We start from the raw sequence: 26,679 nt of genomic DNA, 5'->3' as shown, positions 1-26,679 counted from the left end.
CCGCGCGCGTCAGACAGCCTCCCGGTGTCGCTGGATGCAAGTGTCCAGCGTCTCCTCGCCTGAGCGCTTCCACCAGTCCAGCACCGAGAAAATCTCGACCTCGCTGAAGCCCTGGAAGCCGGCCGCCTCGACCCAGCCGCGGATCTTCTTCAGCTCGACCACGCCGTCGCCCATCATCCCGCGGTCGGAGAGCAGATCGCGCGTGGGCGTGAGCCAGTCGCATACGTGGTAGGCGAGCAGGCGTTCCTTGCCGGCGCGGGCGATCTGCTGCTGCAGCTTCGGATCCCACCACACGTGATAGATGTCGAGCGCGACGCCGAGCATGCCGGAGCGTGCCGGATCGAGTTCGTCGCACAGATCGAGCGCGTGCTCCATCGTGTTGACGCAGGCGCGGTCGGCGGCCTGCATCGGATGCAGGGGCTCGATGGCCAGCGGCATGCCGACTTCGCGGGCGTAGTCGAGCGACGCCGCGATGCCGTCGCGCACTTCGCCGCGTGCTCGGCCGATGTCCTTGTAGAGCGCATTGCCGTCCAGCGCGCCGGGCAAGGCGCCGACGACCAGCACGAGGCAGGGTGCGTCGAGCGTCTTTGCTTCGTCGATGGCCCGGCGGTTGTCGTCGAGCGCGGCCTTCAGTCCCGCCGCATCGGGTGCGGGGAAGAAGCCGCCGCGGCAGTAGCCCGACAGCCCGATGCCTTGTGCCTTGAGCTGCTTCGCGATCCTGTCGAGCCCGACCGCCGCGACCTGGTCACGCCAGGGGCTGATGGCGCGGATGCCACGCGCGGCGCACTGGTCGATGATGCGATCGAGCGGCACCTCCGCGCCGAGCTGCTTGCGGATCGTCGCGGTGTTGATCGACAGCCAGTCGTGGTTCTGCGAGAAGTCGCGCATGGCTGAATCAACCTTCGACGCCGTGCAGCGCCAGCAGAGTCTTCATGCGCCGAACCGCCAACTCCGGCTGCTCGAGCAGATTGGCCGCGTCAGCCAGACGGAACAGTTCCGCGAAATGCTGCAACGACCGCGTGCTCTGCTGGCCGCCCACCATCGTGAACTGGCTCTGGTGACCGTTGAGCCAGGCCATGAAGACCACGCCCGTTTTGTAGAAGCGCGTCGGCGCCGCAAAGATGTGGCGCGACAGCGGCACTGTCGGGCCGAGGATGGCGTGGAACTTCTCGATGTTGCCTTGCGCAAGTTCGCCCAATGCGGCGCTCGCGGCCGGCGCGATCGCGTCGAAGATGCCCAGCAACGCATCGCTCTTGCCGTGGGTCGGCTCGCTGCCGTGGCCATCGCCGGCGATCAACTCGGCGTAGTTGAAGTCGTCGCCGGTGTACATGCGTACGCCGGCCGGGAGACGACGGCGCATCGCGATCTCCTTGTCCTTGTCGAGCAGGGAGATCTTGATGCCGTCGACCTTGTCCGGATGCGCTGCGATGATGCCGAGCGCGGTATCCATGGCGCGGTCGACGTCGGCCGTACCCCAGTAGCCGGCGAGCGCCGGGTCGAACATGTCGCCGAGCCAGTGCAGAACCACAGGCTGCCGGGCTTGCGACAAGATGCGGTCGTACACGCGCTCGTAGTCGGCGGGGCTCTTCGCGACGCGGGCGAGCGCGCGGCTCGCCATGACGATCAGCTTGCCTCCGAGCGCCTCGATCGCCGCCATCTGCTCCTCGTAGCCGCGGATCACGTCGTCGACGTTCTTGACCTCGTCGAGGTTCAGATGATCGGTGCCGCAACCGGAGGCGACCAGCGCACCGGGAACATCCTTGGCGGCGTCGAGCGAGCGGCGGATCAGTTCGAGCGAGGTCGGCCAGTCGAGGCCCATGCCGCGCTGCGCGGTGTCCATGGCTTCGGCGACGCCCAGGCCCAGAGACCAGAGGTGGCGGCGGTAGTCGATGGTCGCGTCCCAGTCGACCGCACATTGCAGCCAGGGATCGACGGCAGCCAGCGGATCGGCAACGACGTGCGCGGCCGAATAGGCGATGCGGTTGAACTTGGCGCCCGCCGGCGGCTTCACCGGCGTGGTGCCGCGCAGCGTGTAGGGCGCGAGCGCGCCGCTCGCGGTGGGGAGGGTGAGTGCGATGGCCATGGCGTGACTCAGATCTTCAGCGTGGGCACGTCGACCCAGCGACGGTCCTTCCAGCTTTCGAGCGCGGTCTCGACCAGTTGAACGCCCTTGGCGCCTTCGGGCAGCGTCCACTTGTAGGGCGCGTTCTCGACCACGTGGCGAATGAAGTGTTCCCACTGGATCTTGAAGCCGTTGTCGTAGACCTGCGAGTCCGGGATCTCCTGCCACTGGTCGAAGAAGTTCGTGGTCTGCTTCTCGTCCGGATTCCACACGGGGCGCGGCGTCGCGACGCGCGATTGCGCGCGGCACGACGACAGGCCCGCCACGGCGGAGCCGTCGGTGCCGTCCACGTGGAAGGTCACCAGATCGTCGCGGCGTACGCGCGTGACCCAGCTCATGTTGATCTGCGCGATCACCGGCTCGCCGTTGTGGCCCTTGAGTTCGCAGGTGGCGTAGGCCGCGTCGTCGGCGGTGGCTTCGTAGGGCTTGCCTTCCTCGTCCCAGCGCTTGGGGATGTGCGTGGCGCCGATGCAGGACACCGACTGCACTTCGCCGAACAGGTTGTCCAGCACATAGCGCCAGTGGCACATCATGTCCAGGATCATGCCGCCGCCGTCTTCCTTGCGGTAGTTCCACGAGGGGCGCTGGATCGGCTGCAGGTCGCCTTCGAACACCCAGTAGCCGAACTCCAGGCGCACCGAGAGCATGCGGCCGAAGAAGCCCGCGCGGCGCAGCATGTCGAGCTTGCGCAGGCCGGGCAGGAAGAGCTTGTCCTGCACCGCGCCGTGCTTCAGGCCCGAGCCTTCGGCGAGACGGGCGATCTCGACCGCTTCGTTGAGGTTGGTCGCGATCGGCTTCTCGCAGTAGACGTGCTTGCCGGCGCGGATGGCCTTGGCCAGCAGCGTCGGGCGCATCTGCGTGGTGCCGGCGTCGAAGAAGATCGTGTCGTCCTTGTTCTCCAGTGCGAGGTCGAGGTCGGTCCCCCAGCGTGTGATGCCGTGGGCCTTGGCCAGCGCCTCGATCTTCTCGGCATTGCGGCCGATGAGGATGGGGTCGGGCATGACCTTGTCGCCATTCGAGAGTGTCACGCCGCCTTGCGCGCGAATCGCGACGATGGAGCGGATCAGGTGTTGGTTCATGCCCATGCGTCCGGTGACGCCGTGCATGATGATTCCGAGTCTTTGCTGTGCCATGGATTTCTCTCCGCTGAGTGTGTGGGTTAGTTGGTTGGCGAGAGGCCGGCGGCCTTCACCAGGGTGGCGTTGCTTGCGATTTCGTCCTTGATGTAGGCGTCGAACTGCTCGGGCTTGAGCGTCCATGCATCCGCGCCGAGCTTCAGGAAGCGCTCCTTGACTTCGGGACTGGCGAGCGCTTTGGCGACTTCATCGTGCAGGCGGTTGACGATGTCGCGCGGCGTCTTGGCGGGCGCCATCATCCCGATCCAGAAGTTGAATTCGGAGCCGGGCACGCCGGCTTCGGCGGTGGTCGGCACATCGGGCAATGCGGCGGCGCGCTGCGGCGAGCCCACGGCCAGTGCAAGCAGGTGGCCTTCCTTGATCTGGCCGATGACCGGCGCAATCGGCGAGAAGTAGTAGTCGACGCGGCCCGAAAGCACCTCGGTCACCGCGTCAGCCGACCCCTTGAACGGGATGTTGGTCGCATCGATCTTCGCGGCCAGCTTGAACTTCTCGGCGTTGAGGTGGGTGGCGCTGCCCTGGCCGGCGGACGCGAAGTTGACGGTGCCGGGCTTGGCCTTGGCGGCGGCGACCAGTTCCTTCAGCGTCTTGATGTTCTTGGCCGGCGAGATCACCAGCGCATTCGGCAACGTGGAGATCGGCGTGACGCCGGCGAAGTCGGTCACCGTGTCGAAGGGCAGCTTCGCGAAGGTGGACGGGCTCACCGTGTGCGACGACGAGTGGATCATGATCGTGTAGCCGTCGGGCGCGGCCGTCGCCACGGCCTGCTGGCCGATGGTGCCGCTTGCGCCGCCGCGGTTGTCGATCACGAGCGTCTGGCCCATGCTCGCGCCCATCTTGTCGGCGATGGCGCGCGCAATGATGTCGGTGGTGCTGCCGGCCGCGAACGGGACGATCACGCGGATCGGCTTGCTGGGGTAGCCGTTCTGCGCGGTCGCGCCGAAAGAGGCGGTGAGGGCGAGGCTGGCAAGGAGGGCGGCGCGTCGGGTGAATCGCATGATGTCTCTTTGGTTGTGGGAGGAAAAAAAGTGGGCGTCTACACCAGGGCAGGCGCTTGCGAGAGGGGTTGCAGGCTGTCGAAGTCAGGGTCGGCGCAGTGCGCGAAGCCGGGTCGCGCGAGTGAGGCGATGGCCAGACGGCCGTCGCGAATGGAAAGACGGGGCCGGCCTGCCGTGGTTTCGTACAGGTCGCTGTGCGCAGAGGCGAAGTCGGCCTCTTCGGTGGACGGAGCGTCGCCGAAGCCGTCGACGTAGTGATGGCCGTTTCGCTCGCAGTGCGAGAGGCCGAGCAGCGACGCGAGCGCCAGGTCCTGCTGGACCGCCAGTCCGGCCTGGCAAGTCAGATCCTCGGCGGACATGAAGCAGCGGCTGTCGCTTCCTCCGCCGGAGAGATTCCAATGGTCACAGCGTGCCCGGTTGATGACGGCCTTGTAGAGACCCTTGCAGGCCTTGCTCGATACGCCGCGCCAGCCGTGTTGGCGGCCGGTGGCGAATGCGTCGAGCGTGCCGTCGGCCTCATCCAGCAGCAGCGGCGCCGGCGCGTCCAGCGCGGCGAGCGATGAATCCATGCTCGCGTCGCGCGGCACGGGTTGTTCCAGGTAGAGGAGCGCATCGGGCCGTGCGGCCAGCCGGGGCAGCGAGCGCAGGCCATCGCACAGTGCGCGCAGCGCATGCGAATCGGTGTACTGCTCGTTGCCGTCGAGCGTGAACTGGTGGCCCGGCGCCACCGTGTCCAGCGTCGTGAGCACTGCATCGAGTCGCGCGATGTCGGCTTCCGGATGGCCGCCGAGCTTGATCTTGAAGAAGCGGTGTCCGTAGCGGCGCACGACGGCGGGCAGGCTGGTCGGCAACCCTGCGGCGTCCGTGCTGTCGCCTTCGAGCGCATCGAGCATGCCTACGGTGTGTCGCGCGTGCAGATAAGGGGATGGAGCCAGCTTGGCGAGCCACCCGTCCCAGTCCCATCCGCGCAAGTCGTCGACCAGAGACGTGTCACCGATGCCGATCAGATTGCGCCGGAATGCCGCGTGGACCGGGATCTGCATGGCGCGGCACAGTGCATCCAGCACCGCGCGGTCCAGCACGGCCTGACCGAAGGCGGCGGAGAGTGCGGTCAAGCCGAGAGATGCACCGTGTGTCATCAATGCCTCGTAGTGACGCGCGAACAGCGCAAAGGCCGGCAGCGGCGCGCCGGTCCGGTACGCGTCCGCCGCGGCTTCCAGTGCCTGCTGGAGGTGCTGCACGTTGTTGGCCTGGCTGAAATCTTCGCGCTTGTCGAACCAGCGGGGCACCATCAGTTCCGCGGCCCAGCCCTCGGCGGCGCCGTGCGTGCCGCAGTCGACGGTGGCGCGCACGAACACCTGGGGACAGCGCGTGAGCGTGACGGCGCCGAACTTGAACGGCAGGCGCAGCGTCATCGGCCGCACGCCGAATTCGACGGCCAGCACTCGAACAGGCGGCGCGAAGGATGAAGTCACAGCAGACACGGCGGAAGCCCTAGTGCGCGTCGAGGTTGCCCTGCGCGAAGAAGTGCGCGCGCAGGGTGCGGGCGTAGGAGGCAAAGCGTTCGGTGCCCATCACATCGATCGGGCGAGTGCGCGGCAGATCGATGTCGTAGATGGCGGCGATCGAACCGGGGCGCTCGCTCATCACGATCACGCGATCCGAGAGGAAGATGGCCTCCGGGATGCTGTGCGTGATGAGCAGCACGGTCTTCTTCGATGCGGACCAGATGCGCTGCAGTTCGAGGTTCATCTTCTCGCGCGTCATCGCATCGAGTGCGCCGAAGGGCTCGTCCATCAGCAGCACGGAAGGATCGTGCAGCAACGCGCGGCAGATCGAGGCGCGTTGCTGCATCCCGCCGGAAAGCTGCCACGGGTACTTGTTCTCGAAGCCCGTGAGCCCCGCCATCTTCATCAACTCGCGTGCGCGTTCGCGCGCGGCCGCCTTGGGCAGATGGCGGATCTCGGCCTGCAACAGGATGTTGTCCTCGACGCTGCGCCAAGCCAGCAGCAACGCGCTCTGGAACACGATCCCCACGTCCTTCTGCGGACCCTTGATCGGCTGGCCGGCGAGGCTCAGCGTGCCGCCGCTGATCGGCAGTAGTCCTGCCACCATCTTCAGGAGCGTGCTCTTGCCGCAGCCCGACGGGCCGACGACGGAGACGAATTCGCCTTCGCGGATCGAGAAGTCGAGCGGCTTCAGTGATTCGACCGGGCCGTCCTTGCTTTGATAGGTCTTCGAGACGCCGCGCGCTTCGATCAGTTTTTCATGGGCCATGGAAAGCGGGGAAGTGAGAGCGCGCGGAGGCAGGATCAGTTGGTCGGCAGGAAGTCGAGCGTCACGTAGTCTTCAGGCTTGCCGCGCGTTGCCGCGTCCATGCCGCCGTACTGCACGAGCAGGTCGAGCGAGTCGTTGACGTCCTTCATCGAGACGCGGTACGGGCGCTGGTTGGTCGTGTCCTTGGTGTGATAAAGCGCCACGCTTTGCTTCATGCCGACGATGAGCGTGTCGCGCACGCCGGCCTTCGGGTTGGCCTTCAGCATTGCGTCGACCGCGGCCGCCGGGTCTTTCTCCGCGGCTTCGGCAGCGCGCGTGGAGGCGCGCATGAAGCGCTTCACGAGATCGGGGTTCTCGGTCAGCAGGTTCTTGTTGGTGATGATCCCGGAGCTGATCTGGTTGACGCCGGAGTCGGCGAAGCGGATCGGCGTGACGGACTTGCCCGTCGCGTCCTGCAGCTTGATCGCCTGGTCCATCACGTAGCCAAGCAGCAGGTCTGCCTGCCCGGTTGTCACCGCATTGAGCTTGGTCTGGGCGTCGCCCGAGACGATCTTCACCTGGTCGGCCTGGATGTTGTTGGCCTTCAGGAAGAGTGGCCACATCTGCGACATCGAGTCGCCCGGCGTGACCGCCACTGTCTTGCCGATGATGTCCTTCGGGGTCTTGATGTTCTTCTCGGAGAAGCCCATCACGGACATTGGGCTGACCTGAAACAGCACGCCCGTCGACTTGAGCGGTGCGCCCTTGGCGGCTGCCTTGATCATCGTCGTGACGTCGATGTAGCCGAAGGTCGCCGACTTGGCGGCCACGGCCTGTGCGGTGACGGCGGAGCCCCGGCCTTCCTGGATGTCGAGATCGATACCTTCTTCCGCGTAGTAGCCGCGTTCCTTGCCGAGAAAGAAGGGTGCATGCTCGCTGTAGAGATACCAGTTGAGCATCAGCGTGACCTTGTCCTGCGGCTTGTTCTGCGCGTGCGCGGGAGTCATGGCGAGCGCCAGGGCCGTGGCGGCGCCTGCCAGCAGCGAAGGAAGCAGTTTCTTCATGGTTGTCTCCTGGTTGGATGTTGTTGCGACGGGACTCACTGGGCGTGGCGCTGCGAGGCGTGCCACGGAATCATCAGCCGCTCGACCAGGTCGACGGCCACGAACAGGATCACGCCGATGCTCGAGAGCACCACCAGCGCGGCGAACATCAGCGGCAGGTCGAAGTTGCCGTTGGCCACCTGCAGCACGTAGCCGATGCCGGAATTGGAACCGACGAACTCGCCGACCACGGCGCCGACGACGGCCAGGGTGACTGACACCTTCAGGCCGCTGAAGATCGCGGGCAGGGCCTGCGGCAGGCTGATCTTGAAGAAAGTCTGCAGGCGGCTGGCGCCCATCGAGCGTGCGAGGTCGAGCATGTCGGGCTCGACCGACTTGAAGCCCATCACCGTGGAAACCACCACCGGGAAGAAGCCCAGCAGGAAGGCCGAGATCACCTTCGGAAAGATGCCGAAGCCGAACCACACCACGAAGAGCGGCGCGATCGCGACCTTGGGAATGCTTTGCGAAAACACGAGCAACGGATAGACGAAGGACTCCACCACACGCGAGTAGGCGATCACCATGGCCATCGGGATGCCGATGACGATGGTGAGGCCGAAGCCGCCGAGCGTCGCCAGCGTGGTCTTCCAGCTTTCGGAGAGGAGGCGCGGCCACTCGGCGACCAGCTGTTGCACGACCTGCAGCGGCGGGGGAATGAGATAGGCCGGAATCCTGAACAGGCGGATCGCGAGGTCCCACAGCACCAGCAGCATCAGGATGAGCAGGAAGGGCCGCAATGCAGGCGAAAGCAGGACGTTGCGAAGCATCGGCAGGACTTTGTTGGACCGTGAAACCGGTGGCTTGGATGGCCGCGCCGTGCTTCCAATTCACCGGAAAGTGAATTAAAGATTCTAGAAAGTCCACCGGGCCCGTCAACCGGCGGGCCCCTAGGAGATACCCGTATCAGCGCAGCACGTAGCCGAGGACGAGTTCGGTCATGTGCGACAGACGCTGCGCCATGGCCTTGGGCGCGCGCAGGTTCCGGCCGAAGACGGCCGACAGCGTGTCGTTGTTCGACAGGTAGAAGTAGCAGAGCGAGGCGATCGAGATGTAGAGCTGCACGGGGTCCACGCCGGCACGAAAGAGGTTGTCGCGCTTGCCGCGCTCCAGCACGTCGTCGAGCAACTGGACCAGCGGCGAGTTCATCTCCTGGATGCGCTCGGAGCGCTTGAGGTGGGCGGCGCGATGCAGGTTCTCGCTATTGAGCAGGGTGATGAATTCCGGGTGCTCGAGGTAGTAGTGCCAGGTGAAGGAGATCAGCCTTCGGATGGCCTCGACCGGTTCGACCTCATCGAGATGCAGGCGTTGCTCGGCCTGGCGGATGTCAGCGTAGGTGCCCTCAAGCACCGCGAGGAAGAGATCGTCTTTGCTGCCGAAATAGTAGTAGATCAGCCGCTTGTTCAGTCCCGCGCGCGCGGCAATGCTGTCCATGCGGGCGCCGGCCAGGCCACGCTGTGCGAATTCATCGCGCGCCGAGGCGAGGATCGCGAGTTGCGAGCGGTCGGCATCGCGCGAACGCGGCTCCGCGGGTGCCGTGGGTTGGGCTTTCATGGGAGCGAATTTAACCAATTGGGGAATTAAGGCAAGCTGATGCAAGGCGCGCAGATAATCCGCGCAACCCTATTGCAGCAGAGAGGCGCAACGCACATGAACTCATCACAACCCGCAGGCCACCTGATCGTCGAATGCCTGGTCGAACAAGGTGTCGAACTGGCCTTCGGGGTCCCGGGGGAGAGTTTTCTCGCGGTGCTCGACGGCTTTCATGCCTACGGCGAGCGCATCCGCTTCATCGTCAATCGCCAGGAGGGCGGCGCCGCGTTCATGGCCGAAGCGCACGGCAAACTGACAGGCCGGCCAGGTGTCTGCTTCGTCACGCGCGGGCCGGGCGCCACCAATGCATCGATCGGCGTGCACAACGCCTTCCAGGATTCGACGCCGATGGTGCTGTTCGTCGGCGATGTCGGCAGCGACTTTCGCGACCGCGAGGCTTTCCAGGAAGTCGACTACGGCAGTTTCTTCGGTCCGAGCACCAAGGGTTTCGCCAAGCGTGTGGAGCGCATCGACGACGCGAACCGTATCCCCGAATACATCGCACGCGCCTTCGCCACGGCGATGAACGGACGCCCCGGCCCGGTCGTGGTCGTGCTGCCCGAGGACATGCTGCGCGCCACGACGACGGCTCGGCCGCTGCGGCGGGTGGAGGCGGTGGAGCCATGGAGCGATCCCGGCGCGTTGCGCACCTTGCGCGAGCTTCTGCTGAAGTCGCAGCGCCCGCTGGTGATCGCGGGTGGCGGTGGATGGACGCCGCAGGCCGCGCAGGCCCTCCAGCGCTTCGCGGAGAACTGGAAGCTACCAGTCGCGAATGCCTTCCGCTTTCAGGACACCTTCGACAACCATCACCCGCTCTACGCAGGCGACGTCGGCATCGCGATCAATCCGAAGCTGGCCGAGCGTGTCAGGCAAAGCGATCTGGTCATCGCGATCGGCCCGCGGCTCGGCGAGATGACGACCAGCGGCTACACGCTGCTCGAAGCGCCGAAGCCGAAGCAGACCCTGGTGCACATCCACGCGAGCGCTGAAGAGCTCAACCGGGTCTACCAGGCGGACCTCGCCATCAACGCCGGCATGAGTTCGGCCGCGCGAAGCCTCGAAGTGCTGAGTGCGCCGACCGAGTTGCCCTGGGAGGCTTGGACCGCCGCAGCGAATGCCGACTACCTCGCGAATCTGGAGCCGCAAGCGCTGGCCGGACTTCCGCCGGAGACGCCACGTGGCGCGGTCGACATGGTCGAGGTCGTTGCGCTGCTGCAGAAGCACCTGCCGCCGGACGCGGCCATCACCAACGGCGCAGGCAACTTCGCCAGCTGGGTGCATCGCTACTTCCGCTACCACGGCCTGGCGAAGGGCCACAAGACGCAGCTCGCGCCCACCAGCGGCGCGATGGGCTACGGCGTGCCCGCAGGCATCGCGGCCAGCATCGCGACCGGCCGCATCGCCTTCACCATTGCCGGCGACGGTGACTTCCTGATGAACGGGCAGGAACTGGCGACGGCTTCGCAACATGGCGGCAAGAGCATCATCGTGCTGCTCAACAACGGCATGTTCGGCACGATCCGCATGCACCAGGAGCGGGAGTACCCGACGAAGGTAAGTGGCACAGCATTGCGCAACCCGGACTTCTGCGCCTTGGCCCAGGCCTACGGTTACGCCGCCGAGCGCGTGACCGAGACCGCGCAGTTCGAGGCGGCGCTGCTGCGCGCACTGGCGGCCGATACGGGCACGCTGATCGAGATTCCGCTGGATCCCGAGGTGATCACCACGCGCGGCACGCTCAGCACGATCACCAAGGCGGCGCAGGCTCGGGGGTGAGGGGGCACCCGCATGGGCGAAAAAAAGCCGGCAGATGCCGGCTTTTTGATTCAGGCGGGTGAGGCGCCCGAGGCTTACTTGACGTGCTTGCCGATCAACGAAGCCAGTTCGAACATCGACACTTGCGGCTTGCCGAAGATCTCCTTCAGCTTGGCGTCGGCGTTGATGTTGCGCTTGTTGGCCTTGTCTTGCAGGTTGTTCTTCTTGATGTAGTCCCACAGCTTGCTCACGACAGCGGTGCGCGGCAGAGGCGTCGAGCCGACCACAGCGGCGAGCGCCGGGCTGGGGGTCAGTGCCTTCATGAACGCAGCGTTGGGAGTGCGCTTTTTTGCGGGAGCAGCCTTCTTCGCAGCAGCCTTCTTGGCCGGAGCCGCCTTCTTGGCGGGTGCTGCCTTCTTTGCAGGAGCCGCCTTCTTTGCCGGTGCTGCCGCCTTCTTGGCCGGAGCGGCCTTCTTCGCGGGAGCTTTCTTGGCCGGAGCCTTCTTTGCAGTTGCCATGGTTGATTTCCTTTTTTGGTTGGACACTTTCACCAATGAAAAGCAGTGTCTCCATCGGCATTGCGGATGCTAAAGGAGAAGAAACGCGTTTCCAAGGGAAAAAGCGGTTTTTTCATTGGGAGCTGTTGTTTTTTCAGAGGGGAGAAGAGGCGCGTTTTCCCTAGGGAGTGCGCTTCGATGGCATCAGACTCTGCGCGCCGGCCACGTCGCGAGCACCACGCCGAGCAACGCGAGTGCGAATGCAAGCACCTGGGGGGTCGACAGACTTTCGCCCAGCACGAGCACGCCGACGACGGCGGCGCTCACCGGCAGCATCACCGTGAAGACGCCCGCCTGCGAAGCGGGCACGCCCTTCAGGCCGGTCATCCAGAGCCACACCGTCCAGATGCTCGCTGCCAGTGCGTAGACGACAAGCAGGCTCCAGACGCCGAAGGGGACGGCACCGAAGTCGAAGTGCAGGGCGAACCAGATGCCGAAGGGCGTCGACAGCGCGAAGCCCCACAGGTTGATGAGCGACGAGATGCGCTTGGGTCCGAGCCGTCCCGTGAGCGACTTGCCGATGACCGCATAGGAGGCCTCGCAAACCACGGCGCAGAAGACCAGCAGATTGCCGAGCCATGGCATCTGTGCATACGTTGCATTGCTCGCATGCCCCGTGGCTTGGCCTGGAGCGAGCGCAAGGAGCCCGATGCCGACTGCGGCGCAGGCGATGGCCAACCCGACACGCGGCGTGATCCGCTCGCGCAGGAACATCCAGCTTCCGATGGCCACGACCGCGGGAATGGACGCCATGATCACGCCGGCCGACACCGCGCTCGTGAGGCTCACGCCGAAGAGCATGCAGATCGAGAACATGAAGTTGCCGAGAAAGGACTCGAGGAAGACCAGCCCGCGCGTGTGTGCGGTCATCACGGGCTCTTCCGGTGGCCGCCGAAGCCAATGCGGCATCGCCAACGCTGCGATGCCGAAGCGCAGCCACGCGAGCAGCAACACGGGAAACGCAGCGACCAGCGGCTTGGAAAGCGCGACGTAGCTGCCGACGAGTGACATGCTCAAGGCGAGGCAACCGTAGGCCACCAGGCGGCCCGGTGCAGGGAATGCGGTGTTCAATAGACTGGGAGCGTTGAGAGGACTGATTCGATGATGCCCCAATCCACCAACATGCCTCGGTATGTGTTTGTCTACGGCACGCTCCGCAGCGGGGGGCGCAACGACATCGCACGCTTCCACCCAAAACCGGAGCGCGTGGCCGACGCGCGCATTGCCGGCACCCTGTACGACCTGGGCGCCTACCCCGGAGCGGTGCTGGGTGGACCTGGCGAGGTGTTCGGTGAGATCTATCGCATCACGCCAGAGCTGGAAGCCCAGCTCGATGCGCTAGAGGAGGTCAAGCCGGACGGCTCGGGCGAGTACATCAAGCGCGAAGTGCCGGTCGAACCCGACGCAGGTGGCGAAGGGCTGTCTTGCCTTGTCTATGAGATCCATCCTGAACGCGTCCGTGGCCGCAGAGTCATCGCCGGCGGCGATTGGTTCGGCGTGCGCTAACGCGTCGACCTGCGGTTTTCACGCACGAAAAGTTGATTGCGCATTGCGGAATGCTCGAGTGCTGCGCCGCAATATTTTTTCTCAATACAAGAAAATTTATTTCGTATTGAGAAAAAGTCGTGTAACTCATTGATTTTGCTTGATCAAAAATATGTCTTCTATAAGACATAAGAGTCACGACCTTGCCGTACAGTTACTCCCACGGCGCGACAACGCCACCTCTCAATCAACCCTCGGAGTGACCATGCCCCAGACCATCACAGAACAACTGAGCCGCGAACAACAGATTGCCGCCCTCGAAAAAGAATGGGCTACCAATCCTCGCTGGAAAGGCATCAAGCGCGGCTACAGCGCGGCCGACATCGTGCGCCTGCGCGGATCCTTCCCGATCGAATACACGGTCGCTCGCCGCGGCGCCGAAAAGCTCTGGGACCTCGTGAACAACGAACCGTACGTCAACTGCCTCGGCGCCCTGACCGGCGGCCAAGCGATGCAGCAGGTCAAGGCGGGCGTCAAGGCGATCTACCTGTCGGGCTGGCAAGTCGCCGCCGACAACAACAGCTACGCCTCGATGTATCCAGACCAGTCGCTGTATCCGGTGGACTCCGTGCCGTCCGTGGTCGAGCGCATCAACAACACCTTCCGCCGCGCGGACGAGATCCAGTGGTCCAAGGGCACGAATCCCGGCGACCAGGGCTACGTCGACTACTTCGCTCCGATCGTGGCCGACGCAGAAGCAGGCTTCGGCGGCGTGCTGAACGGCTTCGAACTGATGAAGGCCATGATCCGCGCCGGCGCCGGCGGCGTGCACTTCGAAGACCAACTCGCCTCGGTCAAGAAGTGCGGCCACATGGGCGGCAAGGTGCTGGTTCCGACCACCGAAGCCGTGCAGAAGCTGATCGCCGCACGGATGGCCGCCGACGTCTGCGGCACGCCGACGCTCGTCATCGCACGGACTGACGCCGAAGCTGCTGACCTGCTGACCAGCGATTACGACGAAAACGACAAGCCCTTCCTGACTGGCGAGCGCACGGCCGAAGGCTTCTACAAGACCAAGAAGGGCATGGACCAAGCCATCTCGCGCGCCATCGCCTACGCCCACTATGCCGACCTGGTGTGGTGCGAGACCGGCACGCCCGACCTGGAGTTCGCCCGCAAGTTCGCCGAAGCCGTGCACAAGGTGCACCCCGGCAAGATGCTGGCGTACAACTGCTCGCCGTCGTTCAACTGGAAGAAGAACCTCGACGACGCGACCATCGCCAAGTTCCAGCGCGAACTGGGTGCGATGGGCTACAAGTACCAGTTCATCACGCTGGCCGGCATCCACTCGATGTGGTTCAACATGTTCGACCTTGCCCAGGACTACGTCGCCCGCGGCATGTCGGCCTATGTCGAGAAGGTGCAAGAGCCTGAATTCGCAGCGCGCGACCGCGGCTACACCTTCGTGTCGCACCAGCAGGAAGTCGGTACGGGCTACTTCGACGAAGTGACCACCGTGATCCAGGGTGGCAAGTCGAGCGTGACGGCCCTGACGGGTTCCACGGAAGAAGAGCAGTTCCACTGATTTTCTCGTGCCGGCTCGCCGGCACGAGTGATCAAGAAGCGCCCGTAAGGGCGCTTTTTCGTTGTTGCCCCAATCAATTGTTGGCCCGCAATTCGCGCACGCTGCGGCCGATGCGCTGGCGAAGCAGCGACCGAAGCGTGACGCCATCGGCATAGCCGACCAGTTCGGCGATTTGCTCGAGGCTCTTTTCGCTGGTCTTGAGCATGTGGACGGCCCGCTCGACCCTCAGATCCTGAAAGTACGAGAGCGGGCTCTTGCCCAGGATCCGGTGCATGCGCCGGGCGAGGGTGCGCTTGCTCGTACCTGCTGCCGAGGCGGCCTCGTCGAGCGAAAAGCCGTCCGCGAGGCGGCCGCAGGCCCATCGCTCGAAGCGCTCGACGGTTGGGTCGGCGTGGCTCAGATGGTCCGTGACCACATACGCGGATTGCGAAGGCCGGGAGTCGACGATGAGGTACTTCGCCACGAGGGCCGAGAGTTCCGGGCTCGCCTGGCGCACCAGGAGCAGTGCCATGTCGATATGGCTTAAAGCGGCTCCGGCGGTGACGAAGGCCCCGGAACTCACGAGCATGCGCGATTCGTCGAGCCGAACCGCCGGATAGCGCTGGCGAAACAGAGAGGCCAGCCACCAGGTGGTTGTCGCTTTCTGCTCGTCGAGCAGGCCGGATTCGGCGAGCACGAAGGTGCCTATGCAGGCGGCTGCGATCTTGCCTCCGTGGCCCGCGTGCTCTCGCAGGACTTGGGCGGCATCTGCCACGTCGCGTCGTTGCAGTGCCGTCTGCAATGCGTCCGGCATCTTGTCGCCGATGGCGGGCACGACGATCCAGTCCGCTGCGCCGCCCTCGCTGATCGGGATGACGGGAACCCGAAGACCCTGGAAGGTATGCACCTTCGTCCGCATGGCGACGACGGAGACGTCGAATCGGGCTACGTCGAGAGCCAGCATGCCGGCCAGTTCGTTGGCCGTGCTGAAGACGTCCTGCACCGTGGCAAGACCGGTATCGAACACGCCATCAAGCGCGAGGATGTTCACTTTCATGGCAAAAACGATAGCAAAGATGTCAAAAATGCCAATAGAGCGTTTTGATGGCGGGGCCTAGAGTCACGTCCGGTGAGCGCGATTTCGCCCACCGTATCCACCGGAGACTCTCATGATCAAGTTCGCATTGTTCGCTCGCCTCGAAGCCAAGCCGGGCAAGGAAGCCGAAGTCCAGCAGTTCCTCGAAGCCGGCCTCGCGATGGCGCGCGACGAAAAGACCACGCCGATGTGGTTCGCCTTGCGCCTGTCGGCCAGCACCTTCGGAATCTTCGATGCGTTCGAAGACGAAGCGGGGCGCCAGGCGCACCTCACCGGCCCGATCGCCCAGGCCCTCATGGCGAAGGCGCCGGACCTGTTCGCCAAGGCACCGACCATCGAGCCGATCGAGGTGCTGGGACTCAAGAACGCAGCCCCTGCATCCTGAGCCGCAGCGGATAGAATCGCCAGTTCCGACTCAGCAGCAACAAGGGCGAGAAAGGCACTTTGGTTATGACACCGCGAACTACGCCGCAAGGATTCAGCGGTCTTTTCCCTGAAGGAAAAGGCCGGTAGGCCGCGCACGCTGGAAATCTCCGGCACATGAACCAAAGCAAAGCGCGGCCCCAGACCGCGCTTTTTGTTTTCTCCTCGAGGTTTTTTCATGATCCAGATCACTCTTCCCGACAACTCGCGCCGCGAGTTTCCCGGCCCGGTTTCGGTAGCCGACGTTGCCAAGTCAATCGGCCCCGGTCTGGCGAAGATGACCGTCGCCGGCAAGGTCGACGGCCGGCTGGTCGATGCGAGTGACTTGATCGACCACGACGCGAAGCTGCAGATCATCACGCCGAAAGATGACGAAGGGCTGGAGATCATCCGCCACTCCACGGCTCACCTGGTGGGGCATGCAGTGAAGCAGCTCTATCCCACGGCGAAGATGGTGATCGGTCCCGTGACCGACGAGGGCTTCTACTACGACATCTCCTACGAGCGCCCCTTCACGCCGGAGGACATGGAGGCCATCGAGGCGCGCATGCGCGAATTGATCGCGCAGGACTACGACGTGGTCAAGAAGATGACGCCACGCGACGAAGTCATCGACGTGTTCAAGTCCCGCGGCGAGGAGTACAAGCTGCGCCTCGTCGAGGACATGCCCGACGAGAAGGCCATGGGCCTGTACTACCACCAGGAGTACGTCGACATGTGCCGCGGCCCGCACGTTCCGAATACGCGTTTTCTCAAGGTTTTCAAGCTCACTAAGCTGGCTGGCGCCTACTGGCGCGGCGACGCCAAGAATGAGCAACTGCAGCGCATCTACGGCACGGCGTGGGCCGACAAGAAGCAGCTCGACGACTACATCCGCCGCATCGAGGAGGCCGAGAAGCGCGATCACCGCCGGCTTGGCAAGGAACTCGACCTCTTCCACATCGACGAAGCCGCGCCGGGCGTGGTGTTCTGGCATCCCAGGGGGTGGGCGATCTGGCAGCAGGTCGAGCAGTACATGCGCCGCGTCTATCGCGACACGGGCTACCAGGAGGTCAAGGGTCCGCAGATCCTCGACAAGAGCCTGTGGGAGAAGACGGGCCACTGGCAGAACTATCGGGAAAACATGTTCACGACGGAGTCGGAGAAGCGCGAGTACGCCCTCAAGCCGATGAACTGCCCCGGCCACGTGCTGATTTTCAAGTCGGATCTGCGCAGCTACCGCGACCTGCCCCTGCGCTACGGCGAGTTCGGGCAGTGCCACCGCAACGAACCGAGCGGTGCACTGCACGGCATCATGCGCGTCCGTGGCTTCACGCAGGATGACGGCCACGTCTTTTGCACTGAGGACCAGATTCTCGAGGAATGCGTCGCCTACACGGCGCAGCTGCAGAAAGTCTATGCCGACTTCGGCTTCGCGGACATCCTCTACAAGGTGGCCACGCGGCCCGACAACCGGGTCGGCTCCGACGAACTGTGGGACAAGGCCGAGTTTGCGGTAATGGAAGCGCTGCGCCGCTCAGGCGTGGACTTCGTCATTTCGCCTGGCGAGGGCGCCTTCTACGGCCCCAAGATCGAGTACACGCTGAAGGACGCCATCGGCCGCCAGTGGCAATGCGGCACGATGCAGGTCGACTTCAACACGGCCGAGCGGCTGGGTGGCGAGTACGTGACGGAAACGAGCGGGCGGTCCTATCCGGTCATGCTCCACCGCGCGATCGTCGGGAGCCTCGAGCGATTCATCGGCATGCTGATCGAGCACCACGCGGGTGCGCTGCCCGCGTGGCTCGCGCCGGTGCAGGTGGTGGTGCTCAATATCAGCGAAGGGCAGGCCGAGTACGCAGCCCAAGTTGCCAAAACGTTGCAGGATCAAGGGCTTAGAGTTTCGCTCGACCTGCACAACGAAAAGATTACGTATAAAATACGGAAGCATTCGTTGCAAAAGCTTCCCTATATCCTGGTTGTAGGTGACAAGGAGAAGGAAGCAGGTGCCGTCGCAGTGCGCGCCCGAGGCAATCTTGACCTCGGTGCCATGTCGGTGGAGGCGTTCTCTCAAAAGGTCGCTCACGACATCCAACACAAGCTTTGAATTTGAACAAGTTCAAAGGCCGATTTGTCGATCAGGCTGCTTGTGGGCGTGGACTCTACGGTGTTAGCTACAGTTTTTGTAGCAAATTGTTTGAAGGATCCTGACCATCGCTACTGCATTTCGCGACCGCCGCCACCGCGAGGAACGCCAACACCGCCTGAACCGGGAAATCATGGCCCCGGAAGTCCGCCTGATCGGGCCCGATAACGAGCCGTTGGGTGTAGTGAGTCTTGCCGAGGCATTGCGCCTGGCTGGTGAACAAGACGTGGATCTGGTGGAAGTTGTCGCGGCGGCCAATCCGCCGGTCTGCCGCCTGATCGAGTACGGCAAGTTCAAGTACCACGAGCAGAAGAAGGCGGCCGAAGCGAAATCGAAGCAGAAGGTCATCGAAGTCAAGGAAATCAAGTTCCGCCCGGGCACCGACGACGGTGACTACAACATCAAGATGCGCAACATCCGGCGTTTCTTGGAAGAGGGCGACAAGTGCAAGATCACGCTCCGCTTCCGCGGTCGCGAGATCACGCACCAGGAACTTGGTCTGGCATTGCTTCAGCGCATTCGCGACGAACTCGGCGACCTGATCGTCGTCGAGCAGTTCCCGAAGCTGGAAGGCCGCCAGATGATCATGATGATCGCTCCAGGCCGAAAGAAGGCGGGCGGAGTTGCAAAGCCGGCGGCTGAGCCCACGGCAGCGCCTGCGGCAGCGTAAGTCGTCGATAGATTTGAAGGGATTTCGCCCTTGCCTGCACTTTAGGGTGCAGGCAAGGGCGGGATAAAGAAGTGTCTCGGGGCCAACAAGTCCGTGGAACATCCGCGGCGCCTCACGAGCACAAACTAAAGGAGCATTCACATGCCCAAAATGAAGACCAAGAGCAGCGCGAAAAAGCGTTTCCGCGTTCGTCCCGGTGGCACCGTCAAGCGCGGTCAAGCCTTCAAGCGTCACATCCTGACCAAGAAGACCACCAAGAACAAGCGTCACCTGCGCGGTGCAACGGCAGTGCACGAGACCAACATGGTTTCGATGGCCGCCATGTTGCCCGGTAGCGGCATCTAACCCAGACGAACAAGGAGTACACACATGCCTCGCGTCAAACGTGGTGTAACGGCTCGCGCCCGCCACAAGAAGGTTCTCGCACTCGCCAAGGGTTTCCGCGGTCGTCGCGGCAATGTTTTCCGCATCGCCAAGCAGGCGGTGATGAAGGCAGGCCAATACGCCTACCGTGACCGCCGTACCAAGAAGCGCGTGTTCCGCCAACTGTGGATTGCGCGTATCAACGCCGCCTCGCGTGAACTGGGCCTGACCTACAGCCAGTTCGCCAACGGCATCCGCAAGGCCGGTATCGAGATCGACCGCAAGGTCCTCGCTGATATCGCCGTGCACGACAAGGCCGCTTTTGCCGGCATCGTGGAGCAGGTCAAGGCCAAGCTGGCTGCTTGATTCTGCACAGCAGGTTGCCGTCTTCCGGATGGCTGGCTGCGCCCACGGCACAAGGGCTGGCGCTTGAAAGGGCTCCAGCCCTTTTTTCATCCTGGCGGCAGCCCGCTTCCTTTTCACCTCGAAGAATTTCCCCATGAACGAGTTGGACTCCCTGGTCGACACCGCACGCGCAGCCTTTGCCGCAGCCTCGGCGCCGGCCGACCTCGAGAACGCCAAGGCTCTGTTTCTCGGCAAGGCCGGCCGCATCACGGAATTGATGAAGGGCATGGCCGCACTGAGCGTCGAAGAGAAGAAGTCTCGCGGCGCTGCCATCAATGTTGCCAAACAGGCGATCGAGGCTGCGCTCACCGAGCGCCGCCAGCGACTCGCGGACGAGGAACTCGCGGTTCAATTGCGAGCCGAGGCGCTCGATGTCACGCTTCCTGGCCGCCAGCGAGTGCCGGGCGGATTGCATCCGGTGAGCCGCACGATGGATCGCATCGAGGCGATCTTCTCAAGCATGGGTTTCGACGTGGCCGACGGCCCCGAGATCGAGACCGATTGGCACAGCTTCACCTCGCTGAACAACCCGCCGAACCATCCGGCGCGGTCGATGCAGGACACCTTCTACGTCGACATGAACGGCGAAGACGGCATTCCCTACAACCTGCGCCCGCACACCAGCCCGATGCAGGTGCGATATGCGCACCAGCAAATCAAAAAGCACGCTGCGCAGTTCGAAGCTGCCTCGGCAGACGCCAGCGGCACGGTCAAGGCTCCAGAGATCCGCGTGATCGCACCCGGCCGCACTTACCGGGTCGACAGCGACGCGACTCATTCGCCGATGTTCCATCAGTGCGAAGGCCTGTGGCTCGGCGAGAACGTGAGTTTCAAGGACCTGAAGGTCGTGTTCACCGATTTCTGCCGGACCTTCTTCGAGAGCGACGACCTGGTGCTGCGCTTCCGCCCCAGCTTCTTTCCGTTCACCGAACCCAGCGCAGAGATCGACATCCAGTTCCAGAGCGGCCCGTTGGCCGGCCGCTGGCTTGAAGTCGCGGGCTCTGGGCAGGTGCACCCGAGCGTGGTGCGCAACATGGGCCTGGACCCGGAGCGCTACATCGGCTTCGCATTCGGCATGGGCCCGGATCGGCTCACGATGCTGCGCTACGGCGTGAACGACCTGCGCCTGTTCTTCGACGGCGACCTGCGTTTCCTGAGTCAATTCCAGTAATTAGAACGAGTACGACGAGATGCAATTTCCCGAGTCCTGGTTGCGCGAATTCTGCGATCCGCAGCTCAGCAGCGCCGAACTGGCCGAAACGCTCACCATGGGCGGCTTCGAGGTCGAAGAGCGCCGGCCGGTCGCGCCGCCCTTCGCCAAGGTGGTGGTCGGCGAGATCAAGGAAGCCGAGCAGCACCCCAATGCCGATCGCCTGCGCGTGTGCCAGGTCGACGCAGGGCAGGGTGCCTTGTTGAACATAGTGTGCGGTGCGCCCAATGCGCGTGTCGGCATCAAGGTCCCGGTCGCGCTGGTCGGCGCCGAACTGCCTCCAGGCGAGGACGGCAAGCCATTCCTCATTCAACTCGGCAAGCTGCGTGGCGTCGAGAGCCAAGGCATGTTGTGCTCGGCGCGGGAACTCAAGCTCAGCGAAGACCATGGCGGGCTGCTCGAACTCGCTGCCGACGCTCCGATCGGTACCGATGTGCGTGAGGTGCTGAAGCTCGACGATTCTTTGCTGACGCTCAAGCTCACACCCAATCTCGCGCATGGACTGAGCGTTCATGGCATCGCGCGCGAACTGGCCGCGCTGACCGGCGCACCGCTCAAGACGCCCGAGATCGCACCCGTCGCGGCGGCCTTGGAGGTCAAGCTGCCCGTCAAGGTTGAGGCTCCCGAGCTGTGCGGCCGTTTTTCGGGGCGCGTCGTGCGCGGCGTCGACACCAAGGTCGCGACGCCCGCATGGATGGTTGACCGGCTCGCCCGTTGCGGTCAGCGCAGCGTGTCACCGCTGGTCGACATCTCGAACTACGTGATGTTCGAGTACGGACAGCCATCTCACATTTTCGACCTCGACAAGATCCATGGCGGACTCAGCGTGCGCTGGGGCAGGCCGGGCGAACAACTGAAGCTGCTCAATGGCAACACGGTCACGGTCGACGAGAAGGTCGGAGTGATCGCTGACGATCGCGAAGTCGAGTCGCTTGCCGGCATCATGGGCGGCGACGCGACGGCCGTGTCCGACGACACGCGCAACATCTACGTCGAGGCTGCCTTCTGGTGGCCCGAGAGCATCCAGGGACGTTCGCGCCGCTTCAATTTCTCGACCGACGCCGGGCACCGTTTCGAGCGTGGCGTCGACCCGAGCCGTACCGTGGCGATCATCGAGCGCATCACGCAATTGGTGGTCGACATTTGCGGCGGAGAGGCCGGCCCCATCGACGACCAGACCCTGCGACTGCCAAAAGCCAAGCCTGTCTCGATGCGCGTGGCACGCGCCGCGCGTGTGATCGGCATGCCGCTCACACAGGCCCAGTGCGCCGACGCGTTGCGACGTCTTGCCCTGCCGGTCGCGGAAGGCGACGGGACGCTGATCGTCACGCCGCCGCCGCATCGCTTCGATCTGCTGATCGAGGAGGACCTCATCGAGGAGGTCGCACGCCTCATTGGCTATAACAACCTGCCGACCACGCCACCGCTGGCGCCGATCACTGCGCGCGTGCGGGCCGAGGCGCAACGTGGCAACGCCGCCGTGCGCCACCGCCTCGCTGCGTTGGGCTACCAGGAAACCATCAACTTCAGCTTCGTCGAAGCCCATTGGGAACAGGATCTCGCCGGTAACGAGAACCCGATCAAGCTGCTGAACCCGATCGCGAGCCAGATGAGCGTGATGCGATCGTCGCTGATCGGCTCGCTGTTGCAGGTGCTCAAGTTCAACCTGGACCGCAAGGCGCCGCGCGCCCGCGTGTTCGAGCTGGGCCGGGTCTTCCTTCGCGACGACTCGGTCGTCACCACCGACAGCACGGTCAAGGGTATCCATCAGCCCATGCGTGTGGCCGGGCTGGCCTGGGGCGATGCGGACGAGGCCCGCTGGGAAGGCAAGGCGCAACGCACCGATTTCTTCGACGTCAAGGGCGACGTCGAGGCCTTGCTTGCACCGCGCGTGGCATCTTTCGAGCCTGTGCAGCACCCTGCATTGCATCCGGGACGCGCCGCGCGCTTGCTGCTCGACGGTCGCGCCATCGGCGTCGTCGGTGAACTGCATCCGCGCTGGCGTCAAAAATGGGACTTCGCCCATGCACCCGTGCTGTTCGAGCTTGAGCTTGACGCCGTGACCGCTCGGCCGGTGCCAGTGGCGCAACCGGTGCCCAAGCACCAGGCGGTTGAACGCGACATCGCGGTGGTGGTCGCTGAAGCGGTCACGCACGACGCACTCATGCAGGCGATCCGCGCCGCTTCGGATGCGAGGCTGTTGCGTGAAATCAGCCTTTTCGACATCTACCGGCCGACGGTTGGTCGCGATGGTGCGGTTGCTTCTGGCGGCCTCGCACAAGGCGAGAAGAGCATGGCCGTGCGCCTCAGTTTCAACTCCGACGCCGCGACGCTGACCGACGAGCAGGTCGAAGCGGCCGTGCGCGCGATCATCGAGCAACTCGGCGCGCGGCTCGGCGCGCGCATGCGGGCATGAACGCCATGGAATTCACGCTCGAGGCCCTCGAAACGCCGGCGCTCACCAAGGCGCATCTGGCCGATCTACTGTTCGAGCAAATCGGCTTGAACAAGCGCGAGTCCAAGGACATGGTCGAGGCATTCTTCGACCTGATCGCCAACAGCCTGATCGAGGGCACGGACGTGAAGATCTCGGGATTCGGCAACTTCCAGATCCGCGTCAAGGCGCCCCGGCCCGGGCGCAATCCGCGGACTGGCGAGGCCATCCCCATCGGCGAGCGTCGCGTCGCCACCTTCCATGCGAGCGCCAAGCTCAAGGAACAAATCCACGGAAGCATCTCCGAAGAAGCGCCGCAAGAGGTCGAATGGAGCCTCGGGTCCGAATAAGTGCTTGGTGCTGCAAGCGAGGGTGGAGTAACCTATGAGGTTTCGCTTGCACTGTATTGATTTCAATGGAGAAAACCCTCCCGCCAATTCCCGTCAAACGCTACTTCACGATCGGTGAGGTGGGGGAGTTGTGCGGCGTCAAGCCGCACGTGCTGCGCTACTGGGAGCAGGAGTTCACGCAACTGCGCCCCATGAAGCGGCGCGGCAACCGGCGCTACTACCAGCACCATGAGGTGCTCATGATTCGCCGCATCCGTGATCTCCTGTACGACCAGGGGTTCACCATCAGCGGAGCGCGCAACAAGCTGCAGGAGCTGGTGCAGTCCGAGCGCGATCGCCGCAAAGCCGGTGATGTGCCGCTGGAAGGCCTTGAGGCGATCGAGATCGATCAGGAAGAGTTCGATGCAGCGGTGCAGGACGAGATGGAAACGCCGCCGCCGCAGGCAGCCCGGACAGTCGATCTGTCGCAATTGCTCCATCTCCGGCGCGAACTGAATGAAATTCGTGAGTTGCTCACCACAAGTCACTGAATTCGCGAGGCTATAATTGAGGGCTTCGGTGTGTGGCGCAGCCTGGTAGCGCACTTGCATGGGGTGCAAGGGGTCGAAGGTTCGAATCCTTTCACACCGACCAGTAATGACAGGGGTTAGCAGCGTAGTAGTTGCTAACCCCTTCGTCATTTTCGTGCCTCGCGTCCTAGCGGCGTCCTAGGTCGCAGGGGAGGTTTGCGCCTTGACAGAGGCAAGTGTCTTGATTCGCCCAGTCGTAGTCCGAGTCGCTTCTGCCGCGTTGCTGGGGGGCCTGCAGCGTGGCGAGCGCTCAATCGGCGACCGCCCCAGCGAATTACGGCTCCCGCGCCGACGTAGCCGTCAGGCGTGTCGGAGGCGGTGGTCTCGGCGATGTCGTCGAGATCCCAATGCACCTCGTCAGGCCGCCGCGCACGGTAGACCATCAGCGCCTTTCTGCGTGCAATCCCGATGAGCCAGGTGGAGAACTGCGAATCGCCGCGAAAGCGCTCGGGGTGGCGCCAGACCTCGTAGAACGAGTCCGCCAGGACTTCCTCGGCCCGCGCGTGGTCGCTCAGCATGTTGAGCACATACGCGTACACCTTGCGGCTGAACGCCTTGTACAGCTGACGAAACGCTGCCTGGTCTTCGCGGCCGATGCGTGCCAGCAGCTTGTTGACCTCGTCGTTGTCCATGCGGGCGGGAGCAGTGCGGTGGCGGTGACGAAATATAACGCGCTAAGTATCTGTCAGGTATGAGAAAAACAGGCCGCCGGCTTCGATGTCAGCCGGCCTGGGTCGCGCGCCTGAGCCAGCTCGGAAATTGCCGGTCGAAGACCTATCTTCTCGAGGCATTCCTGACGGACTTTTTCATTAGGCGGCGAAGCGCCCGCTCCGAGCGGTCAGCGGATCGTGACCCACCGCCACTCGAGCCAGTTGTCCGCCCGGTGTATCGCGTCCACGTTTTCGCGCATCGCCCACGGAATCACCTGGCGATGCAACGGAATGTTGTGCACCTGCTCGTTGTGTTCGCGAAACGCGGCCTTGATCAACACCTCGCGCTTCACCGGATCCTGCTCGACGGCCGATGCGGCCGCGAGTTCGTCGAGCCGGGCGTCCTTGTAGTTGCCCCAGTTGTAGTAGCCGACTCCGTTGTCTCCGCGCGGGCGCAGTACGTTCGACAAGGTGACGTCCGCATCCGTGATCGCACCGCCCCAGCCGAGCAGGTACATCGACACGTCCAGCTTTTCGCCCTTGGCAAAAAAGATGGCCCTGGGCTGGGTGACGACGTCGACCTTTACGCCGATCCGGCTCCACATGGCCGCGAGCGCAACGCAGATGCGCGCGTCGTTGATGTAGCGGTCGTTGGGGCAATCCAGCCGCACCTCGAAGCCCTGCGGGTAGCCCGCCTCCGCTATCAGAGCCCGCGCCCGCGCCAGATCGAAGGGCAGGCGCTGCTCCAGTTGCGCATCGTTGAAGATGCCCAGGGGCGACGGCGCCATGGCGCCGGTCGGCCGCGCCTGGCCGCGCATCACCGAAGTGCGCAGCGTCTCGATGTCCACCGCGTGATAAAGGGCGCGACGCACGCGCACGTCCTTGAAGGGATTGGCGCCCTTGACCGAACTGTAGAGAAGCTCGTCCCGGCCTTGGTCCATGCCGATGAATAGGATGCGGTTCTCGATGCCGTCGACGACCTTCATGCCGTCGGACTCGCGAAGCCGGTCCATGTCCTGCGGCGGAGGGTCCAGCACCAGGTCGAGTTGACCCGCAAGCAGCGCCGCGGTTCGCGTCGAATCGCTCTTGATCGGCGTGTATTCCACTTGCTTCACGTTTCCGTCGAAGCGCCCCCACCAGTTCGGGTTTCGTTTGAAGGTCGTCTTGACATCGGGTTGCCGCGAGACGAGGACGAAAGGTCCCGTGCCGTTTGTATGCAGTGTCGTGTATCGGGTCTCCCCGCTCTTGAAGTTTTGCGGACTGGCGGCATCGTGCTCCTCGCACCAGCCCTTGCTCATGATCTGGACCAGCGTCGCGTGTTCGAGAAAGAGAGGATTGAACTGCGCGAGCGAAAACTCCACCGTCAGCGGATCGACTGCACGCACCTCGCCGAGTCCGGCGGCATAGACGCGGATATTCGACGTCTTGTCCTTCGCGCGTGCCACCGAAAACACGACGTCCTCGGCTGAAAAGGGCTGGCCTTCGTGGAATTTCACGCCGGGGCGAAGCGTCATCCGCCACAGCGTCGGGCTGAGTTGCTGCCATCCGGTGGCAAGAGAGGGGACCAGTCGCAGGGTCCTGTCGCGAGACACGAGCGTCTCGTAGACCTGCCCGTTGATCGAGTTCGTCAGCAGTTCATTTTGCGAGTGCGGGTCGAGCGTTTGCGGGTCGCCCTGGCTGGCCCATCGCAGCGTCTGCGCGGAGGCGAGGCCGGGGGTGGCGCATGCGATGGCGAGGATCCAGCCGAGGGCGGGTAGCGCGTTCGATTGATTCATCACGGTCCTTCTGCGGCTTCGGCGGCTGAGCCGCACACTT

General features: G+C 64.0%; 26 protein-coding genes and 1 tRNA gene. 13 read left to right on the top strand and 14 right to left on the bottom strand.

The window, feature by feature from the left end:
- Positions 1-9: 9 nt before the first annotated feature.
- The 9 genes from QTI04_RS04285 to QTI04_RS04245 form a co-directional block, all read right to left on the bottom strand.
- Positions 10-888, bottom strand: a complete 879-nt coding sequence (locus tag QTI04_RS04285; protein WP_286614316.1) for a sugar phosphate isomerase/epimerase — start codon at positions 886-888, stop codon at positions 10-12.
- A 7-nt stretch (positions 889-895) separates the two neighbouring features.
- On the bottom strand, positions 896-2,083 hold the full coding sequence (locus tag QTI04_RS04280; protein ID WP_286614315.1) for a dihydrodipicolinate synthase family protein: 1,188 nt from the start codon (positions 2,081-2,083) through the stop codon (positions 896-898).
- An 8-nt stretch (positions 2,084-2,091) separates the two neighbouring features.
- Positions 2,092-3,255: a Gfo/Idh/MocA family protein gene (locus QTI04_RS04275; protein ID WP_286614314.1), complete on the bottom strand. Its 1,164-nt coding sequence runs from the start codon at positions 3,253-3,255 to the stop codon at positions 2,092-2,094.
- Positions 3,256-3,281: 26 nt separating this feature from the next.
- Entirely contained in the window at positions 3,282-4,256 is a 975-nt protein-coding gene (locus QTI04_RS04270; protein ID WP_286614313.1) for a tripartite tricarboxylate transporter substrate binding protein, read from the bottom strand.
- A 38-nt stretch (positions 4,257-4,294) separates the two neighbouring features.
- A complete protein-coding gene (locus QTI04_RS04265; protein ID WP_286614312.1) occupies positions 4,295-5,731 on the bottom strand; it encodes an enolase C-terminal domain-like protein in 1,437 nt (478 codons plus the stop codon).
- Positions 5,732-5,750: 19 nt separating this feature from the next.
- A complete protein-coding gene (locus QTI04_RS04260; RefSeq protein ID WP_286614311.1) occupies positions 5,751-6,533 on the bottom strand; it encodes an ABC transporter ATP-binding protein in 783 nt (260 codons plus the stop codon).
- A 35-nt stretch (positions 6,534-6,568) separates the two neighbouring features.
- Positions 6,569-7,576 carry an ABC transporter substrate-binding protein gene (locus QTI04_RS04255; protein ID WP_286597743.1) on the bottom strand — a complete coding sequence of 336 codons (1,008 nt, stop codon included), beginning with the start codon at positions 7,574-7,576 and terminating at the stop codon, positions 6,569-6,571.
- A 35-nt stretch (positions 7,577-7,611) separates the two neighbouring features.
- Complete coding sequence (locus QTI04_RS04250; protein WP_286597745.1) at positions 7,612-8,385, bottom strand: ABC transporter permease; 774 nt, start codon at positions 8,383-8,385, stop codon at positions 7,612-7,614.
- Between the two features lie 136 nt (positions 8,386-8,521).
- Positions 8,522-9,169, bottom strand: coding sequence for a TetR/AcrR family transcriptional regulator (locus tag QTI04_RS04245; RefSeq protein WP_286597747.1), 648 nt, complete (start codon positions 9,167-9,169; stop codon positions 8,522-8,524).
- Positions 9,170-9,265: 96 nt separating this feature from the next.
- Here QTI04_RS04245 and QTI04_RS04240 point away from each other — a divergent pair, with 96 nt between their 5' ends.
- On the top strand, positions 9,266-10,984 hold the full coding sequence (locus tag QTI04_RS04240; protein ID WP_286597749.1) for a thiamine pyrophosphate-binding protein: 1,719 nt from the start codon (positions 9,266-9,268) through the stop codon (positions 10,982-10,984).
- 74 nt (positions 10,985-11,058) lie between these two features.
- On the opposite strand, the gene QTI04_RS04235 is transcribed toward QTI04_RS04240, so the two are convergent.
- Positions 11,059-11,481, bottom strand: coding sequence for an SWIB/MDM2 domain-containing protein (locus QTI04_RS04235; RefSeq protein ID WP_286568531.1), 423 nt, complete (start codon positions 11,479-11,481; stop codon positions 11,059-11,061).
- A 183-nt stretch (positions 11,482-11,664) separates the two neighbouring features.
- Complete coding sequence (locus tag QTI04_RS04230) at positions 11,665-12,591, bottom strand: DMT family transporter (RefSeq protein WP_286597750.1); 927 nt, start codon at positions 12,589-12,591, stop codon at positions 11,665-11,667.
- A gap of 30 nt (positions 12,592-12,621) precedes the next feature.
- On the opposite strand from QTI04_RS04230, the gene QTI04_RS04225 reads away from it, so the two are divergent.
- Both QTI04_RS04225 and aceA read left to right on the top strand, forming a co-directional pair.
- Positions 12,622-13,026, top strand: coding sequence for a gamma-glutamylcyclotransferase (locus QTI04_RS04225; RefSeq protein ID WP_286597751.1), 405 nt, complete (start codon positions 12,622-12,624; stop codon positions 13,024-13,026).
- 244 nt (positions 13,027-13,270) lie between these two features.
- Positions 13,271-14,590 (top strand): isocitrate lyase, encoded by a 1,320-nt coding sequence (aceA, locus tag QTI04_RS04220; protein WP_286597752.1) that lies wholly within the window; start codon positions 13,271-13,273, stop codon positions 14,588-14,590.
- 73 nt (positions 14,591-14,663) lie between these two features.
- Here the strand turns inward: aceA and QTI04_RS04215 are convergent, their stop codons facing one another.
- The gene (locus QTI04_RS04215) at positions 14,664-15,626 is read right to left on the bottom strand and encodes a GlxA family transcriptional regulator (protein WP_286614310.1); all 963 of its coding nucleotides are present in this window, start codon (positions 15,624-15,626) and stop codon (positions 14,664-14,666) included.
- A 112-nt stretch (positions 15,627-15,738) separates the two neighbouring features.
- Here QTI04_RS04215 and QTI04_RS04210 point away from each other — a divergent pair, with 112 nt between their 5' ends.
- From QTI04_RS04210 to QTI04_RS04165, 10 genes are all read left to right on the top strand, one after another.
- Entirely contained in the window at positions 15,739-16,050 is a 312-nt protein-coding gene (locus QTI04_RS04210; RefSeq protein ID WP_286597754.1) for a putative quinol monooxygenase, read from the top strand.
- Positions 16,051-16,266: 216 nt separating this feature from the next.
- Positions 16,267-18,174: a threonine--tRNA ligase gene (thrS, locus tag QTI04_RS04205; RefSeq protein ID WP_286614309.1), complete on the top strand. Its 1,908-nt coding sequence runs from the start codon at positions 16,267-16,269 to the stop codon at positions 18,172-18,174.
- A gap of 97 nt (positions 18,175-18,271) precedes the next feature.
- Complete coding sequence (gene infC / locus QTI04_RS04200) at positions 18,272-18,883, top strand: translation initiation factor IF-3 (RefSeq protein WP_286614458.1); 612 nt, start codon at positions 18,272-18,274, stop codon at positions 18,881-18,883.
- A 141-nt stretch (positions 18,884-19,024) separates the two neighbouring features.
- Positions 19,025-19,228, top strand: coding sequence for a 50S ribosomal protein L35 (rpmI, locus tag QTI04_RS04195; protein WP_028253491.1), 204 nt, complete (start codon positions 19,025-19,027; stop codon positions 19,226-19,228).
- A 24-nt stretch (positions 19,229-19,252) separates the two neighbouring features.
- A complete protein-coding gene (rplT, locus tag QTI04_RS04190; RefSeq protein WP_028253492.1) occupies positions 19,253-19,612 on the top strand; it encodes a 50S ribosomal protein L20 in 360 nt (119 codons plus the stop codon).
- Positions 19,613-19,745: 133 nt separating this feature from the next.
- Positions 19,746-20,822, top strand: coding sequence for a phenylalanine--tRNA ligase subunit alpha (gene pheS / locus QTI04_RS04185; RefSeq protein WP_286614308.1), 1,077 nt, complete (start codon positions 19,746-19,748; stop codon positions 20,820-20,822).
- A 19-nt stretch (positions 20,823-20,841) separates the two neighbouring features.
- Positions 20,842-23,277 carry a phenylalanine--tRNA ligase subunit beta gene (pheT, locus tag QTI04_RS04180; RefSeq protein WP_286614307.1) on the top strand — a complete coding sequence of 812 codons (2,436 nt, stop codon included), beginning with the start codon at positions 20,842-20,844 and terminating at the stop codon, positions 23,275-23,277.
- The gene (locus QTI04_RS04175; RefSeq protein ID WP_286597761.1) at positions 23,274-23,645 is read left to right on the top strand and encodes an integration host factor subunit alpha; all 372 of its coding nucleotides are present in this window, start codon (positions 23,274-23,276) and stop codon (positions 23,643-23,645) included. The genes pheT and QTI04_RS04175 overlap by 4 nt, the downstream gene beginning before the upstream one ends.
- A gap of 65 nt (positions 23,646-23,710) precedes the next feature.
- Positions 23,711-24,175: a MerR family transcriptional regulator gene (locus tag QTI04_RS04170; protein ID WP_286614457.1), complete on the top strand. Its 465-nt coding sequence runs from the start codon at positions 23,711-23,713 to the stop codon at positions 24,173-24,175.
- 26 nt (positions 24,176-24,201) lie between these two features.
- Positions 24,202-24,278, top strand: a tRNA-Pro gene (locus QTI04_RS04165).
- A 43-nt stretch (positions 24,279-24,321) separates the two neighbouring features.
- Here QTI04_RS04165 and QTI04_RS04160 read toward each other — a convergent pair.
- On the bottom strand, positions 24,322-24,846 hold the full coding sequence (locus QTI04_RS04160) for an RNA polymerase sigma factor (protein ID WP_286614306.1): 525 nt from the start codon (positions 24,844-24,846) through the stop codon (positions 24,322-24,324).
- Positions 24,847-25,052: 206 nt separating this feature from the next.
- The gene (locus QTI04_RS04155) at positions 25,053-26,639 is read right to left on the bottom strand and encodes an ABC transporter substrate-binding protein (RefSeq protein WP_286614305.1); all 1,587 of its coding nucleotides are present in this window, start codon (positions 26,637-26,639) and stop codon (positions 25,053-25,055) included.
- Positions 26,640-26,679: the final 40 nt, after the last annotated feature.

It is taken from the genome of Variovorax sp. J22R115 (genome assembly GCF_030317005.1).
Taxonomy (GTDB): domain Bacteria; phylum Pseudomonadota; class Gammaproteobacteria; order Burkholderiales; family Burkholderiaceae_C; genus Variovorax.
The sequence above is the reverse complement of the archived record's forward strand: the minus strand, read 5'-3'. Positions and strand labels throughout refer to the sequence as shown.

What these genes read in the sequence shown, in the direction of transcription:
- QTI04_RS04285 (WP_286614316.1), bottom strand. Translation starts at nt 888, where the DNA reads ATGCGCGACTTCTCGCAGAACCACGACTGGCTGTCGATCAACACCGCG.
- QTI04_RS04280 (WP_286614315.1), bottom strand. Translation starts at nt 2,083, where the DNA reads ATGGCCATCGCACTCACCCTCCCCACCGCGAGCGGCGCGCTCGCGCCC.
- QTI04_RS04275 (WP_286614314.1), bottom strand. Translation starts at nt 3,255, where the DNA reads ATGGCACAGCAAAGACTCGGAATCATCATGCACGGCGTCACCGGACGC.
- QTI04_RS04270 (WP_286614313.1), bottom strand. Translation starts at nt 4,256, where the DNA reads ATGCGATTCACCCGACGCGCCGCCCTCCTTGCCAGCCTCGCCCTCACC.
- QTI04_RS04260 (WP_286614311.1), bottom strand. Translation starts at nt 6,533, where the DNA reads ATGGCCCATGAAAAACTGATCGAAGCGCGCGGCGTCTCGAAGACCTAT.
- QTI04_RS04255 (WP_286597743.1), bottom strand. Translation starts at nt 7,576, where the DNA reads ATGAAGAAACTGCTTCCTTCGCTGCTGGCAGGCGCCGCCACGGCCCTG.
- QTI04_RS04250 (WP_286597745.1), bottom strand. Translation starts at nt 8,385, where the DNA reads ATGCTTCGCAACGTCCTGCTTTCGCCTGCATTGCGGCCCTTCCTGCTC.
- QTI04_RS04245 (WP_286597747.1), bottom strand. Translation starts at nt 9,169, where the DNA reads ATGAAAGCCCAACCCACGGCACCCGCGGAGCCGCGTTCGCGCGATGCC.
- QTI04_RS04240 (WP_286597749.1), top strand. Translation starts at nt 9,266, where the DNA reads ATGAACTCATCACAACCCGCAGGCCACCTGATCGTCGAATGCCTGGTC.
- QTI04_RS04235 (WP_286568531.1), bottom strand. Translation starts at nt 11,481, where the DNA reads ATGGCAACTGCAAAGAAGGCTCCGGCCAAGAAAGCTCCCGCGAAGAAG.
- QTI04_RS04225 (WP_286597751.1), top strand. Translation starts at nt 12,622, where the DNA reads ATGATGCCCCAATCCACCAACATGCCTCGGTATGTGTTTGTCTACGGC.
- aceA (WP_286597752.1), top strand. Translation starts at nt 13,271, where the DNA reads ATGCCCCAGACCATCACAGAACAACTGAGCCGCGAACAACAGATTGCC.
- QTI04_RS04215 (WP_286614310.1), bottom strand. Translation starts at nt 15,626, where the DNA reads ATGAAAGTGAACATCCTCGCGCTTGATGGCGTGTTCGATACCGGTCTT.
- QTI04_RS04210 (WP_286597754.1), top strand. Translation starts at nt 15,739, where the DNA reads ATGATCAAGTTCGCATTGTTCGCTCGCCTCGAAGCCAAGCCGGGCAAG.
- thrS (WP_286614309.1), top strand. Translation starts at nt 16,267, where the DNA reads ATGATCCAGATCACTCTTCCCGACAACTCGCGCCGCGAGTTTCCCGGC.
- rpmI (WP_028253491.1), top strand. Translation starts at nt 19,025, where the DNA reads ATGCCCAAAATGAAGACCAAGAGCAGCGCGAAAAAGCGTTTCCGCGTT.
- rplT (WP_028253492.1), top strand. Translation starts at nt 19,253, where the DNA reads ATGCCTCGCGTCAAACGTGGTGTAACGGCTCGCGCCCGCCACAAGAAG.
- pheS (WP_286614308.1), top strand. Translation starts at nt 19,746, where the DNA reads ATGAACGAGTTGGACTCCCTGGTCGACACCGCACGCGCAGCCTTTGCC.
- pheT (WP_286614307.1), top strand. Translation starts at nt 20,842, where the DNA reads ATGCAATTTCCCGAGTCCTGGTTGCGCGAATTCTGCGATCCGCAGCTC.
- QTI04_RS04175 (WP_286597761.1), top strand. Translation starts at nt 23,274, where the DNA reads ATGAACGCCATGGAATTCACGCTCGAGGCCCTCGAAACGCCGGCGCTC.
- QTI04_RS04170 (WP_286614457.1), top strand. Translation starts at nt 23,711, where the DNA reads ATGGAGAAAACCCTCCCGCCAATTCCCGTCAAACGCTACTTCACGATC.
- QTI04_RS04160 (WP_286614306.1), bottom strand. Translation starts at nt 24,846, where the DNA reads ATGGACAACGACGAGGTCAACAAGCTGCTGGCACGCATCGGCCGCGAA.
- QTI04_RS04155 (WP_286614305.1), bottom strand. Translation starts at nt 26,639, where the DNA reads ATGAATCAATCGAACGCGCTACCCGCCCTCGGCTGGATCCTCGCCATC.